The organism is Streptomyces sp. NPDC051664 (genome assembly GCF_044453545.1).
Lineage (GTDB): Bacteria > Actinomycetota > Actinomycetes > Streptomycetales > Streptomycetaceae > Streptomyces.
Genome location: NZ_JBITCU010000029.1, coordinates 19,088 through 32,661 on the forward strand (window position 1 = coordinate 19,088; position 13,574 = coordinate 32,661).

The 13,574-nt window shown below is 67.6% G+C and carries 13 protein-coding genes and 3 pseudogenes; 6 read left to right on the forward strand and 10 right to left on the reverse strand.

What is annotated here, in order from left to right:
* Positions 1–297: 297 nt before the first annotated feature.
* Together ACIA8E_RS33495 and ACIA8E_RS33500 are read right to left on the reverse strand one after the other, a co-directional pair.
* Positions 298–1,029 (reverse strand): hypothetical protein, encoded by a 732-nt coding sequence (locus tag ACIA8E_RS33495; RefSeq protein WP_399303842.1) that lies wholly within the window; start codon positions 1,027–1,029, stop codon positions 298–300.
* 407 nt (positions 1,030–1,436) lie between these two features.
* Positions 1,437–1,841 (reverse strand): annotated as a pseudogene (locus ACIA8E_RS33500) (response regulator transcription factor); the annotation flags it as partial.
* A 541-nt stretch (positions 1,842–2,382) separates the two neighbouring features.
* Here ACIA8E_RS33500 and ACIA8E_RS33505 point away from each other — a divergent pair.
* Positions 2,383–3,795 (forward strand): MFS transporter, encoded by a 1,413-nt coding sequence (locus tag ACIA8E_RS33505; protein ID WP_399303844.1) that lies wholly within the window; start codon positions 2,383–2,385, stop codon positions 3,793–3,795.
* 130 nt (positions 3,796–3,925) lie between these two features.
* Here the strand turns inward: ACIA8E_RS33505 and ACIA8E_RS33510 are convergent, their stop codons facing one another.
* A complete protein-coding gene (locus ACIA8E_RS33510; protein ID WP_399303846.1) occupies positions 3,926–4,312 on the reverse strand; it encodes a VOC family protein in 387 nt (128 codons plus the stop codon).
* Positions 4,309–4,602: an ArsR/SmtB family transcription factor gene (locus ACIA8E_RS33515; protein WP_399303848.1), complete on the reverse strand. Its 294-nt coding sequence runs from the start codon at positions 4,600–4,602 to the stop codon at positions 4,309–4,311. The genes ACIA8E_RS33510 and ACIA8E_RS33515 overlap by 4 nt, the downstream gene beginning before the upstream one ends.
* A gap of 304 nt (positions 4,603–4,906) precedes the next feature.
* On the opposite strand from ACIA8E_RS33515, the gene ACIA8E_RS33520 reads away from it, so the two are divergent.
* Positions 4,907–5,113, forward strand: a complete 207-nt coding sequence (locus ACIA8E_RS33520; protein WP_355775999.1) for a DUF5988 family protein — start codon at positions 4,907–4,909, stop codon at positions 5,111–5,113.
* A gap of 231 nt (positions 5,114–5,344) precedes the next feature.
* Here the strand turns inward: ACIA8E_RS33520 and ACIA8E_RS33525 are convergent, their stop codons facing one another.
* Positions 5,345–5,785 (reverse strand): protein-tyrosine phosphatase family protein, encoded by a 441-nt coding sequence (locus tag ACIA8E_RS33525; RefSeq protein ID WP_399303850.1) that lies wholly within the window; start codon positions 5,783–5,785, stop codon positions 5,345–5,347.
* A gap of 332 nt (positions 5,786–6,117) precedes the next feature.
* On the opposite strand from ACIA8E_RS33525, the gene ACIA8E_RS33530 reads away from it, so the two are divergent.
* The 4 genes from ACIA8E_RS33530 (at position 6,118) to ACIA8E_RS33545 (ending at position 9,708) form a co-directional block, all read left to right on the forward strand.
* On the forward strand, positions 6,118–6,519 hold the full coding sequence (locus tag ACIA8E_RS33530) for a YciI family protein (RefSeq protein WP_399303852.1): 402 nt from the start codon (positions 6,118–6,120) through the stop codon (positions 6,517–6,519).
* The gene (locus ACIA8E_RS33535) at positions 6,516–7,751 is read left to right on the forward strand and encodes an RNA polymerase sigma factor (protein ID WP_399303854.1); all 1,236 of its coding nucleotides are present in this window, start codon (positions 6,516–6,518) and stop codon (positions 7,749–7,751) included. Before ACIA8E_RS33530 ends, ACIA8E_RS33535 begins: the two co-directional genes overlap by 4 nt.
* Positions 7,752–8,127: 376 nt before the next feature.
* Complete coding sequence (locus ACIA8E_RS33540) at positions 8,128–8,631, forward strand: DUF1203 domain-containing protein (RefSeq protein ID WP_399303856.1); 504 nt, start codon at positions 8,128–8,130, stop codon at positions 8,629–8,631.
* A 333-nt stretch (positions 8,632–8,964) separates the two neighbouring features.
* Positions 8,965–9,708 (forward strand): VOC family protein, encoded by a 744-nt coding sequence (locus ACIA8E_RS33545; protein ID WP_399303858.1) that lies wholly within the window; start codon positions 8,965–8,967, stop codon positions 9,706–9,708.
* A 270-nt stretch (positions 9,709–9,978) separates the two neighbouring features.
* Here ACIA8E_RS33545 and ACIA8E_RS33550 read toward each other — a convergent pair.
* The 5 genes and pseudogenes from ACIA8E_RS33550 to mmsB all read right to left on the reverse strand — a co-directional run.
* A pseudogene (locus ACIA8E_RS33550) lies at positions 9,979–10,148 on the reverse strand (XRE family transcriptional regulator); the annotation flags it as partial.
* A gap of 23 nt (positions 10,149–10,171) precedes the next feature.
* Positions 10,172–10,375, reverse strand: a pseudogene (locus ACIA8E_RS33555) (hypothetical protein); the annotation flags it as partial.
* A complete protein-coding gene (locus ACIA8E_RS33560) occupies positions 10,363–10,524 on the reverse strand; it encodes a hypothetical protein (RefSeq protein WP_399303947.1) in 162 nt (53 codons plus the stop codon). The pseudogene ACIA8E_RS33555 and the gene ACIA8E_RS33560, both read right to left, overlap by 13 nt.
* A 362-nt stretch (positions 10,525–10,886) precedes the next feature.
* The gene (locus tag ACIA8E_RS33565; RefSeq protein WP_399303860.1) at positions 10,887–12,080 is read right to left on the reverse strand and encodes a S1 family peptidase; all 1,194 of its coding nucleotides are present in this window, start codon (positions 12,078–12,080) and stop codon (positions 10,887–10,889) included.
* Positions 12,081–12,337: 257 nt separating this feature from the next.
* A complete protein-coding gene (gene mmsB, locus ACIA8E_RS33570) occupies positions 12,338–13,573 on the reverse strand; it encodes a multiple monosaccharide ABC transporter permease (protein ID WP_399303862.1) in 1,236 nt (411 codons plus the stop codon).
* Between the last annotated feature and the right edge of the window lies 1 nt (position 13,574).

Genomic DNA, 13,574 nt, shown 5'->3' on the forward strand with positions numbered 1-13,574 from the left:
GCCTGCGCGGGCGACGGCTCCCTCGGAGCCGGCCACGATGACGGGGGATCACGTCGCGCTGGACGCGCCGGTCGACCAGAGCGTACTGGCAGCCGTGGGTGGTCTGGTTGTTCTGCCCCGGCCCGCGACGGTCGATGGTGTTGACCGTGCGAACCGAACGATGTCCGCCCGGCGATCGGTGAGCCCTTCGGGGTTGACGCAAAATGCCGGGCGGGCAGGCGCCGGAGGGCATCCGCACGCCGGGAACCCCGGCCCGATTCCGACGGGCCGGGGTTTCCATGTGATGCGGTGGCGCGGTTACCACCCGCCGTGGTCGCCGATCACCCGGAAGCTGCCCACAACGCCGTCGTTGAGGAACAGGCCCCCTTGAACGGTGGGCGTCACGACGCCATGGGTGCTGCCGTAGGGGCCGACGGTGGCGACAGGAGAGCCGTTGTCGCAGGTGGCCCCGCGGTAGACCTCGACGACCTTCCGGCTGTCGTTGCTGATGCTGAAGCTCGAGGAACCCAGTCCGCTGGCCGCGGTGATGCACCCGTCCGCGGCTGCGGAGTACGTCCTGTCGTTGAATTGGATCCTTCCCTCATCCTTGCCGCCGTAGCCGCCGCCGTAACCACCATCACCACCACCGCCGTAACCACCATCACCACCGCGGTCACCACCACCGCCGTAACCGCCGTCACCACCACCGCCGTAACCGCCGTCGTCACCACCGCGGTCACCACCACCGCCGTAACCGCCGTCGCCACCGCGGTCACCACCGCCGTAACCGCCGTCGTCACCGCCACGGCTCTCTCCCCCGTTGCTCTTGCTGCTGTCTTCACCCGGGGGAGCCGCAGCCGGAGGCGCCTGTCGGACGGGGGGCGCAGCCTTCTGCGCGGGCGGGGCGGCCTTCTGGACTGGCGGACGAGTCTCCTGGACGGACGAGGCGGTGTGGGTGGATTCGTCGTTCGAGGCGTAGGTGATGCCGGTGATGGCAAGCACCGCGGCGCCCACTGCAGCGGCGGTCACGGCGACGGTACGTGTGGTCATGTCACTTCTCCCTTTCTCAGAGATGCCGACCGGACAGCCGACCTGCGACGAACGTACTGACGGCTCCCATAACTGTCATATCGGGCATACCTATGGTGTGACACCAGGGGGCCGACCGGGTGTATACGTAGCACTCATCGCACACCACGAACCTGACATAGCATCAAGAAATGTAATAGTGGGTATCTCTAGCGCACCGTTAGGCTCTCCGGGCGACACATGCCGCCCACTCACCCTGTCGGCAGCATGTGGTCGGATCCCCGCAGGGTGAAATCGCACCCGCGCCCCTGAATGACCGTCATCGACGCCCATCTGCTCGCCTCGGATGGAGCGTCTGCCGAACGCATCTCTCCGCCTTCATCTGTTCACGCCATATGTTCGCAACGAGGCAGCCGTCGGCCCGGATGCAGGCTGTGGACCTGCCGCGGCCCGGCGAGCGGTTCGCCGCGCATGGTGGCGCGGCAGGCTTCGACGAGGTCGCGGTCGGCCACGGATTTCAGGACGTAGCCGGCGGCCAGGGCTTCGAAGAAGTACTGCTCGTTGTCGTACATGGTCAGTATGAGGAGGCGCAGGCCGGGCTGGGTGCGGACGAGTTCGCGTGCGGCTTGCAGGCCGGTCAGGCGGGGCATGGCGATGTCGAGGATGGCCAGGTCGGGCTGGTGGATACGGGCCGCTTCGACGGCTTCGGCGCCGTCGCCGGCTTCGGACACGACGCTGAGGTCGGGTTCGCTGTCGAGGATGAGGCGGACTCCACGGCGGACCAGCGCGTGATCGTCGGCGAGAAGGATGCGGGTTTCGGTCGCCTCGGGCATGGTCAGTGGCTCCGGTGGGAGGTGGGCATGGTCAGGCGTACGTCGGTGCCCCCGTTCGAGCCCGCACCCCCGTTGCCACCACCCCGTCGGCCGAGCCGGTACAGGGCACGTCCGGCACCCGCTCCGACAGCGCCGCCGGCCTGCCGACCCCGTCCGGAGTGCCCACCGAAGCGCAGCGGTAGTGGGGGAACCGCGGAGCCCGCCGGTGTCACCGACGGGGCTCCGCGGGCCGACGCACTGGTTGGGCCGAAGAGCGATGTCGGCCGCACCGGCCGTCATCCAACGCGGCGACCCCACTTTCCATGCGCACTGAGCGCAGCTGACGATCACTTTCGGGCAAGCTCAACTCTGGTGTCCACTCAGATAGTTGACGCTCCATCAGCAATAGCAGCCCACGATGAGGGCGGCTCGACCGACGTCACAGGCCATCGGCCCGCTTGCCACGCCGAGCTCGCACTGCTAAAAAAGCCGCGACATATTTATTTAAGCCCTAAGGTAAATGAGCGGGCGTCAAGCGCGCCATGGTGAAGGGACGGTGCCGATGCGGCGCGCGGCATTCGGACGGCTGGGACGTCTTGACGAAGGGCCTACGGAACTGAGATCCAATGCGGGGCGCTGGTACGGCGTCCTCACCTTCACCATCGTCGTGGCCATCTCCTATGTCGACCGGGTCAACATCTCGGTACTCATCACCGACAACGCCTTCCTGGACAGGTTCGGACTGGCCGGCGACCGGGTGGCGCAGGGGGCTCTGATGACGGTCTTCCTACTCGGTTACGGTCTCGCCGCCTTCGTGCTCACGCCGGTGTACGAAACGCTGCTCGGGGTGCGGCGGGGGCTCGTGGTGAGCGTGGCCACCTGGGCGGTACTCACGTTCGTCTCGCCGTGGATCGGCAGCCTGTTTCTGCTGCTGGCTGTGCGGTGCCTGCTCGGGGCCGCGGAAGGTCCGCTGTTCTCCCTCAAGACGATGTACGTCAAGGACCGGTTCGCCGACGCCGAATTGGGGCGCCCGAACGCGGTCAGCTCAATGGGCGTCTCCCTCGGCACCGCCGTGGGGATGCCGCTGATCACCCTGCTGATCGTGCACTCCGACTGGACCACGTCTTTCCATGCCCTCGGTGCGCTCAACGCGCTTCTCGGTATCCCCCTGGTGCTGTTGTTCATCCGTCCCACGACCGCAGGCAATCGCGGATCGGGCCGCGACCGTACACAGAACCGGGACGCGGACCGGCAGCCGGAAGACGGACCGACTCCCTCGGATCGCCGCCCGCGTGGTTTCGGCGTCCTGCTGTCCACCCTGGTCCGGGCCCTGCGAACGCCGCGACTCGGCTGGATCCTGCTGATCGAGATCGCCACTCTGGCCTTCCTGTGGGGCACCGCTTCCTGGCTCCCCTCATATCTGCTGCAGGCACGCCATTTCTCCGCGGCGCAGACCGGCTGGCTCGCTGCGTTGCCGTTCATTGTCAGCCTCGGCTCGGGGTTGCTCGGTGGCCTGTTCATCGACCGGGTCCCGCAGCGGCGCCTCCCGCTGGTGTTGGTGGTCGGGAGCGTCGGGGCGGGCGCGTGTGCCACGCTCGCCGTGTCCGCAACCTCGGCCACCGTATCGGCGACGGCACTGGTCCTCGCCGGTGGATTCTGGGGGCTGCAAGGTCCCGCCATCCCGACCCTCGTGCAGCGCCACGCCCCGGCGGGCAGCGTCGGCAGTACCTACGGGGTGGTCAACGGCGTCGGCAACCTGGTGTCGGCATTCATGCCGACGCTCATGGGAACGGCAATCGCCACGGACAGCGGACACGGCTTCGCCGCAGGCCTGTCCCTCCTGGTGATTACGCAGCTGATCACTCTGGTCAGTGCCGTGGCCCTCCTCCTCCGGCACCGAGGTCCGCACGCCGGACAAGGTCGGCCTCTGCCTGGGGTCAGGTCCGCGGGGCAGGCGACCAGCGCTGCTCTCTGACGCCGAAGGAGGTGCGCGTGTTCGATCGTTCACGACGCACCTCCTCCGATCGCCAAGTCGACCTCGGCGGCGCCGGGACCGCGGCGGAACCGCTGAGGGGCGTCGCAGACTCGCGCCCGGGGCCGGGTCGTTACTTGCTGTGCACGATCTGGATCAGGTTGCCACAGGTGTCATCCAGAACCGCAGTGGTGACCGGGCCCATCTCCAGCGGCTCCTGGGTGAAGTGCACCCCGAGCTCGCGCAGCCGGTCGAACTCCGCAGGTACGTCGTCCACGGCGAAGGAGGTGGCCGGGATGCCGTCCTTGACCAGCGCCGCCTTGTACGGCTTCACCGCGGGATGGCCGTCGGGCTCCAGCAGCAGTTGGGTCCCGTCGGGGTCATCCGGTGAGACCACGGTCAGCCACCGGTCCTTGCCCAGTGGAACCTCGGTCTTCTTCACGAAGCCCAACACGTTCGTATAGAAGCGCAGGGCCTTGTCCTGGTCGTCGACGAAGACGCTGGACAGGTGGATCTTCATGGGGTGCTCTCCGGTGCATCGGGCCTGAGCCATCGGGTCACGATGCGCTCAAGGGGATCAGTGTTCAGATCGTGGAACTTGTAACGGCCCTGGCGCCGCGAAAGGACCAGACCCGCGGATTCCAGTACGGCCAGATGCTGGCTGATCGCTTGGCGGGACAGCCCCAGACCGTGTTTGGTCACCAGTCGTGCGCAAATCTCGAACAGGGTCTGGCCGTTCCGTTCCACCAGCTCATCAAGGATCCGCCGACGAGTGGGGTCGGCCAGCGCCTTGAAGACATCCTCCGCCATGACCAAAACCATAGGCAAGTGAGTGCTTGCCTATCAAGTCAGGTACTCCGACGCCGCCTGATCGAAGAGACACTCCCTCCCGCCCGCATGACAGGCCCGGTCCGATGTGGTGCCCGGACCTCCTCTGCCGGCCCACGGCTATGACGTAGCCAAGCCCGGTCAGGCTCAACGGACATGCGGTCGACACACCATCAGCGGCTCTCACAGCATGCCCGGTGGCAAACGGCTGTGAGCGAGAATCCCGCAGCGCGCCTCCTCGGCGCGTCATGAAGAAGCCGAGCCACCCTCCGGGGAAACTCTCGTCATGACCAACGCAGCAAAGGCAGTCCTTGAAGGCGGACCCGACGATCTCCCCGAGCGGATCGTCTCCCTCACCACACCCGGGACCGACCTCAAGATTCCGTTCCGCGGCGGATACGAACACTTCAAGGCCACAGCTCGCCACCAGGAAACCACCGAGGGCGAGCTGCCTGTCTACGAATGGTGGGAACGCACAGAGATCCCGGGCTGAACACTCCTCACAGCACAGGCCCAGGCACAGAGCCGTCGGTACGCGGGCACCACGCGACCTGCCTGACCACTTCCGCGGCCGTGATCCCGTCCCCTCACCGACGCGCCACTCGTTCACCGTAACGGCGGTGGCCCTCACCACCGCCGACACCACTGCACCGAAGTCAGGCAACGGCAGAGAGTCAGCGACCACAGCACCCCCAGCCGTGGGCGGCGGTCCGCATCCGTGCCGCTACATCCCCTGTACGTCCTGAAAGCGCAGTACGAATCGTCGTTGCCAGGGAGTTTCCACCGCGCGGCGGTGGTAGTGCCGGCGGACGAACGCCACCGCCTGGTCGGCCGGGACTCCGTCGAGGACAGCCATGCATGCCAGTGCTGTCCCCGTCCGCCCGTATCCACCGCCACAGGCAATCTCGACGCGCTCGTTCGCTGCGCGCGTCAGAGCCTCTTCGACGAGGCTCCGCGCCTGCTGGCGGTCCGGGAGCCAAAAGTCGGGCCAGCGCAACCACCGAGCGTCCCAGACGGTGGCCGGTGGCTGCTTGCCGAGCAGATACACCGCGAAGGACGGAGTCGGTCCCGGCGGCAGTGGATGACGTAGACCCCGGCCGCGCACCAGTGCGCCAGAGGGAAACCGAATGATCCCGCTGCCTGTCGAGCTCCAGTTCTCCGCCACGCAAGCAATCTACCGACGGTTGATGGGCAACCGCGGTCACGGTCTCGACGTTCTCTTCCGGACCGGCCGAGATGACAGGGGCTCCCGTCAGAACTCGGGGCTCCGGCACAGTGACGGCGGTTCGGCCGCTGCCTGACAGCGCCCGCCCGCGCACACGGGAGGCAAGTCCCCCACCAGTACGGATACGCCGTACCGCCTGGTCGGCACGCCGCCCCCGGAAGGGCCGCACCCCTCCCGCAAAAAATCTTCCGCCGTCGATGTAGAGATCTGCTTTGCTGCTCCGTCCATGGGGTGAGTGCGCCACACTGGGCGCAGCAAACACGGGAGTCGACATGCCGAAGTTCTTGCTCATGGTCAACCACGACGGGGGCGTCTTCGAGCAGCCCATGGACCAATGGGAGCCCGGCGACATCGCAGCGCACTTCAACTACTACGAGGTGCTGACCAAGGAGCTGACCGAGAGTGGGGAAATGGTCCAGTTCATGGCGCTCGCCGACCCTCGGCTGACCAGGATCGTGCGGTCGGACGGCAGTGCGGCGCCGCTGGTGACCGACGGGCCGTTCCCGGAATCGAAGGAAGTGCTGGCCGGGTTCAACGTCTTCGACGTGGAGTCCGAGGCCCGCGCCCTTGAGATCGCGGCGCGAATCTCCGCCGTGCCCGGCCCGGGCGGGGTGCCGACACAACAGCCGGTCGAGGTGCGGCAGGTGATGAGCGACAGCCAGGGCGACCTGTGAGCGGTCTCCACTCCGTCGAGGACCTGTTGCGCTCTCTGGCGCCGCAGGTCCTCGGTGTGCTCGTGCGGCGGATGGGGGACTTCGACGCGTGCGAGGACGCCGTGCAGGAAGCGCTCATCGCCGCCGCCCGGCACTGGCCCGAAGACGGTGTACCCGGCAATCCACGCGGCTGGCTGCTGCAGACCGCGACGCGGCGGTACGTCGACCAGGTACGCAGCGAGCAGGCGCGGCAACGGCGCGAGGAGCGCATAGCCCAGGAACCCGCCGTAGGCAGCGTCCCCGCCGGCGACGACACGCTCATGCTTCTGTTCATGTGCTGCCATCCCGCACTCACACCTGCCTCGGCGATCGCACTGACGCTGCGGGCGGTCGGTGGCCTGGCCACCTCCGAGATCGCGGGCGCCTACCTGGTGCCGGAGGCGACCATGGCGCAGCGCATCAGTCGGGCCAAGCAGCGCGTCAAGGCATCGGGCCCCGCGTTCGAGGTGCCCGAGCCCGGCGCGAACGACTGGGCGGCGCGGCTGCGTTCCGTCCTGCACGTGCTGTACCTGATGTTCAACGAGGGCTACGCCACCACGTGTGGCCCCGCACTGCACCGCGCCGACCTGTCCGGCGAGGCCATCAGGTTGGCCAGACAGGTACACCGGATCCTTCCCGGCGAGGCCGAAGCAACCGGGCTGCTGGCTCTGATGCTGCTGACCGAGGCCCGCCGCCCCGCCCGCACCAGCACGGACGGCGACCTGGTCCCTCTGACCGAGCAGGACCGGACTCGCTGGGACCGCCGCCTCATCGGCGAAGGCGCCGCGCTGCTCGCCACCACGATCGGCGGCGGACCACCTGGCGAATACCGGCTGCAGGCCGCCATCGCAGCCCTCCACGACGACGCGGCACATGCCAAGGACACCGACTGGCCACAGATCCTCGGCCTGTACGGACTGCTCGAACACGTAGCGGGCAGCCCGGTGGTCACCCTCAACAGGGCAGTCGCGGTCGCGATGGTCGACGGCCCAGATACCGCACTCGCTCTTCTCGACGAACTCGACACCGACGACGGACCGCTCCACGGCCACCACCGTGTGCACGCCGTGCGGGCGCACCTGCTCGAGATGGCAGGCGACATCCCGTCCGCGCTCGTCCACTACCGTGCTGCGGCGGCCCGTACCACCAGCGCTCCTGAACAGCGTTACCTGACCGCGAAAGCCGCCCGGCTGCACCACCACACGCGCAACTGAACGCCGATTTCCCCTACCCGCGGTCGTTTCGACAGTGGCCAGGAATGACCCCTGCCCGCTTCGCTGAAAACCGGTCGACCGCCCAGCCGCACCCATGAACGGTGCAGTCCTCGGTCATGAACACGTTGTTTCACTTGGTGTCGGCGACAGCCAATGAGTCGGGGCCCGCCTGGGGCAGTTGCGCGGGCTCGGAGTCGAGCCACTCCGTGTCGGCTCCCCGCCGTAGGCGCCGGCCGCAGGCGACGCGGCTGCGGCGTCGAGTCCCGCGATTGCGACTGAGCGCCTCAGTCGGCCAGCCTGAGCACGACGGTCGGCCCAGAACTCACTGTCGGATTTCCGCCAGTACCTCATGCCCGGCCGCGCCACGATGAATGGCATGACCAGCACCTATCAACCGCGGCCCATCACCCCCACAGACCTCAACGAGCTCCGCGTCCGCGACGACGCCGGGCGTCCGATGTACCCGTACGTCGACGAGGAAGGCGGTGCCCCGCTCCGCTGCTGCCTGCGGCTCAGCGTCGTAGGTGACCGGATCGCCCTCGTCTCGTACGCCCCGCTCCGTCGCTGGGCGGCCCAGACGGGTGCCGAGCCCGGGGCGTATGACGAGCAGGGTCCGGTCTTCATACACGCACAGGACTGCGGCGGGCCGGCCCCGGACGTCGTCGGCTACCCCTGGGGCCGACCCGGCGCTCTCCGTGCGTTCCGCCGCTACGACAACCGAGGGCGCATCATCGGCGGCCGCATGGTGGAACTGCCTGAGGATGCCGACGTATCCTTCGACCGCGCCTTCACCGAAGCCTTCGCGGACCCGGATACCGCCCAGGTCCACGTGCGGGCCGTCGAATACGGCTGCTACCACTTCCGTGTGGACCGACCCTGACGGAGCTCAGGGGCGGACCGTCGGCCACGCCGGGACCCGCCATTCACGCCGCCGAATGACCGGGTGCCTACGACGCCCCTTTCTCGATCACGAACGATCCCGCCCTTCCCGACTGTCCGCAGTCGTTCACCAGGCCCCTCCCTCGCCTCCTCCAGGAGGCGCGTCGTCACTGCGAAAACAAGCTCGCCGAGCAGCTCGACTGTGACTTGACGCTTCATCCGGCGAGTGCGCAGTTGACCTGGCGGGACCGAGCGCTCCAGCTGGTGAGCGAGTTGATCTCTGTTTGGCGACGGTGCCTGCGGATGTCGTTGCAGAGTGCATAGGCTCGCCCGCATGGCACTGCGACCTGTTCAGGTGAACATAAAGGCTCTTGATGACTCGGCGGTCGGCCGGTTCTGGGCCGAGGCGCTCGGCTGGGGTGTTTCCAGCGAGGGACCGGGCGTGACCAACGTTGAACCCGTCGGCGGCTTCGTCTGGCCGGACCCGGTCGCCGTCTGCGTCGACGTCGTCACCGTCCCGGAACCCAAGACAACGACAAAGAACCGTGTGCACCTCGATCTCGCCACCACATCCGCGGCCCATCAGGCGGAGCTGGTCGCGCGCCTCCAGGCTCTCGGTGCGACGCCCGCCCACGTGGGCCAGGGCGAAGTGCCGTGGACGGTCCTCGCCGACCCGGAGGGCAACGAGTTCTGCGTGCTTGAGCCGCGGGAGATCTACCGGGACACCGGGCCGATCGCCGCGGTGGTGGTCGACTGCGCGGATCCGCGGGCCATGGCCCGGTTCTGGGACGAGGCGATCGACTGGACCCTGCACGAGGCGACTGACGATCATGCGGTGTTGCGCTCCGCCAAGGGTGTTGGCCCGTATCTCGAGTTCCTCCGCACGCCCGGCGTGAAGACCGTGCCGGACCGCGTCCATCTTGACCTGCTGCCGTACCCCGGTGACGACCTGGAGGCGGAGGTGGCCCGGCTGCGGGCCCTCGGCGCAACCGACATCGACCTCGGCCAGGGCGACGTCCCGTGGCAGTGCCTGGCCGCTCCGGAGGGCCACGAGTTCTGCGTCCTCGCCCCGTCCTGACGCGGAGCCTCGACGAAGCCCCGACACGTGAGCCCTGTGCTCATGCGCCATGGCCCCGGTGGGTTGGGCTGCGGCGTCTCGGTCTGTTCGGGCGGCGAGAGCTTGCGTGTGGGGGCGAGATCAGCTCGCTCGCCAACCACAACGCTCAACTCGCCAACTCAAGTACTCATTCACATCGACGCCGAGCACCGGAGCGGCCAACTGAATCCTCAGTCGCCAACTGAACCGCCCAGTCACAGCCATGAGATCGATGAGGGATACAGCGCGGCGTCAGTACTCGAGCTCGACGTAGTCGATGTCGGTGAACTCCACGAGTAGGTCGTCGGCCCGGCGTCCGCCGTCCTTGAAGTAGATCTCCTGGAGACCCTCGGCAACGATGGTGCGCATCTGCTTTCGGACGCGCCGGTCTGCCGGGCGTCGAACAGCCGTGCCGCATACGCAGCTAGAGGCCCTGCGTACTGATGAGTTCGGCGGCGTAGGCGACGGTGGGTGTCGCGTACCAGGCGGGGCCCGCGGGAGGGGCGCCGTGCGGGGTGAACGGTGACGGCAGGCGCGGATCCAGGGCGATTTCGGAGAGATCGACCAGCCAGCAGCCCGGCACCTTCTTGTCGAAGACCGGTGTGGTGACGTGGACCGGTTCCCCGAGACCGACGATCAGGCGGTTCGCGCACCGACGCAGACCCTGCCGTCGACGTAGGCCAGCAGGAAGTCGCCGTGCCGGGCCACGGTCTGGGCCGAGAAACGCCAACAACGGGCGGCACCGTCCTCAACGGTCCGGTCGGCACGGAGCGAGGCCCTCACATCCACAGCCAGCATCAAGCCCCTCCCCACGCGCCTGCCCAGCCAGCTGAATCAGTCGGTCGATCAGCCGATGAAAGTAACCCCAGTACAGAGCAACACGCTTTATAGCCCGATAAAAATGTTCCCTGCGGCCGACACGACATCGACATCCGATCCGGCTGGTCGGTCCGGTCCGTTCACCCTGTGACTGTGCAGGAGGCCTTCGTGAGGTCTGTGCCGGGTTCCGACCGGTTCCTCGCACGAAAGGCCTGCCACGACAGGACCCGGTGGAGAGTCTGTCGCGGCAGGCCTCGGAGACGGAGCACGGAGTCGACGGAGCCGATGGGGACCATGGCGTACGACTCCGCCGACATGTCGACGCCGTACCGCCGGAGCCGTCAGGCCGTGTGCAGCGTCAGCCCGTACCGGTTGAGGATCTCGTTGATCGGCTGGTGCCAGGTCTCACCGCCACTGCTGCAGTTGCCCCAACCGCCCGAAGTGACGCCCTGTGCCTGGTCGCCGCTGATGAACGAACCGCCCGAGTCGCCCGGCTCGGCGCACACGCTCGTCTTGGTCATCTGATAGACGGCGCCCTGGCTGTAGTTGACGGTCTCGTTCGTCGCCAGCACATTCCCGCAGTGCCAGTGGGATGTGGAGCCGGAGCGGCAGATGGAGGCGCCGATGGGAGCCTCCGCGGAGCCGCGGACCAACTGGTCGGAGACGGTGCCCCAGCCGAGGACCACGGGCACGGTCCACCAGCCGTTGCCCACGCTGACCCAGGCATAGTCGTCGCCCGGGAAGGAGGACCCTTGGAAGTTGCCGATGTACGAGCCGTCCCATCCGCTGACCCCGGCGCCCGCCTGACCGCAGTGACCAGCCGTGACGAAACCGCCGTACACGGAGAATCCGATGGAACACCGCACGTTGCCCGTGTAGTACGGATCGCCGCCGACCGTCCCGGCGGAGAACGTCTTCGGCGCCTCGGAGGTCCGCTGCACGAGCACCGGTCCGGCCTTGCGGGCCTGCTCGACGAACGCGCGGACATCGTTGTCATCCTCCGATGATGCAACGACGTTCACCACGACTCGGCTGGCCTTCGGGTCGACGTGCCAGCTGGCGACACCGTCGGGCGCGGAAAGCGCGTCGAGCTGCGCTTTGGCGGCATCGAGCTGACGCGTGCTGTGGGCCACCAGCCGGACTGTCGCACCCGTCGCACGCACGGCACCAGCCTTCTTGTCACTGGTGACGGCGACCGTGAGCTTGCCCGTTGCCGGATCGAACCAGGAACCGCCGTACGACGGTCCTGCCGCCCGTCGAGCCTTTCCCTGTACGGCCGTTGCCTTCCTCTCCGCGGTCAGACGCGCCTTCGCCTGGCTCGCCGTCAGACCCAGGTCCTTCTGCATCGCGGACAGCAGGCCGGCCGAGGCCGGCGCCTTGGCGGTGGAAGCGGGGGTGAAGCTGGAGGTGGTCGTGGATGCGGATGCCGTGGAAGGGGCATCCGCGGCGGAGGCGGGGGCGACACCGGCCGTTGCCCAGGCTCCGAGCAGAAGTATGGCGGACAGACCGGCGCGTAACGCTGTCGTACGTCTCAAGGGAATGGACCCTTCTGTTGTTCCGACATTGGTGGGGGAGGAACAGCAGACGTCCGAGACCTCTCACCTGAGAGCGCTCTCAGAGTGTGCCGCGACAGACTGTAATGCAGCACCATCGTCAGGTCCATGCCAATGGCGGCGAAGGTCTGCGCCCGGCTGTTCAGGCCCTCGTCGCCGGGCAGTTGCGTCGGCGACGAGAGCCTGCGGGTTGCTGGTCGTGCGTGGGGGTGGCCTTCCAAGCGGCAGGGTCGGTCAGGTCAGGAGCCGGCCTTGCGTTTGTTGTAGACGTCGAACCCGACCGCGGCAAGGAGCACAAAACCCTTGATGACCTGCTGGTAGTCGGTGCCGACGCCTACCAGCGACATCCCGTTGTTGAGTACACCGAGCACCAGGCCGCCGATGATGGCGCCGAACACCGTGCCGACGCCTCCGCTCATCGAGGCGCCGCCGATGAACGCGGCGGCGATGGCCTCCAGTTCGAAGTTGGTACCGGCCTGAGGGACGCCTGCATTGAGGCGGGCCGCATAGACGATGCCGGCGAGGGCGGCGAGCACCCCCATGTTCACGAAGACCAGGAAAGTGACGCGCTGGTCCTTCACCCCGGACAGCTTCGCTGCTGCCCGGTTGCCGCCGAGCGCGTACACATGGCGTCCGACGATCGCGTTGCGCATGACGTAGCCGAAGCCCATGAGCAGTACGGCGAGCAGGAGCAGGACGACCGGGACGCCGCGGTAGCTGGCCAGGGTCATCGTGAAGGCGAGGACCGCCGCGCCCATGGCCACGCACTTGGCGAGGAAGAGGTTCCTGGGCAGGACGTCGAGTCCGTACCGCTGTTGCCGCCGCCGGTCGCGGACCTCCTGGATCAGGGCGAAGGCCAGAAGTCCGAGGCCCATGAGAAGGGTGAGATTGTGATAGTTGGTGTGCGGACCGACCTCCGGGAGGTACCCGGTGGATATCTTCTGGAAGCCTTCGGGGAACGGACCGAGCGAGCGGCTGCCGAGGAGGATCTGGGTGCCGCCACGGAAGAGCAGCATCCCGGCCAGCGTGACGATGAACGACGGGATCCCGACGTACGCGATCCAGAAGCCCTGCCACGCTCCGGCGACCGCTCCGACGACGAGGGCGAGGACCAGGGCGAGGACCCATGGCACATCCTGCTCGACCATCATCACGGCGCAGGCGGCGGAGACGAATGCGGCCAGCGAGCCTACGGACAGATCGATGTGGCCGGCGATGATGACGATCATCATGCCGATGGCCAGGACGAGGATGTAGCTGTTCTGGAGCACCAGATTGGTGACGTTGTTCGGCTTGAGAAGGACGCCGTCGGTCCATATCTCGAAGAGCACGACGATCAGTCCGAGGGCGATGAGCATCCCGTACTGGCGCATGTTGCGGCGGGCCGCGTCCAGGAGGAGGGTGCCGGTGGTCGCGGGCACTGCCGCTGTGGCCGGCGTCGGGCGCTGCGGGGTCTCGGTGGGGGCCTGGGACATT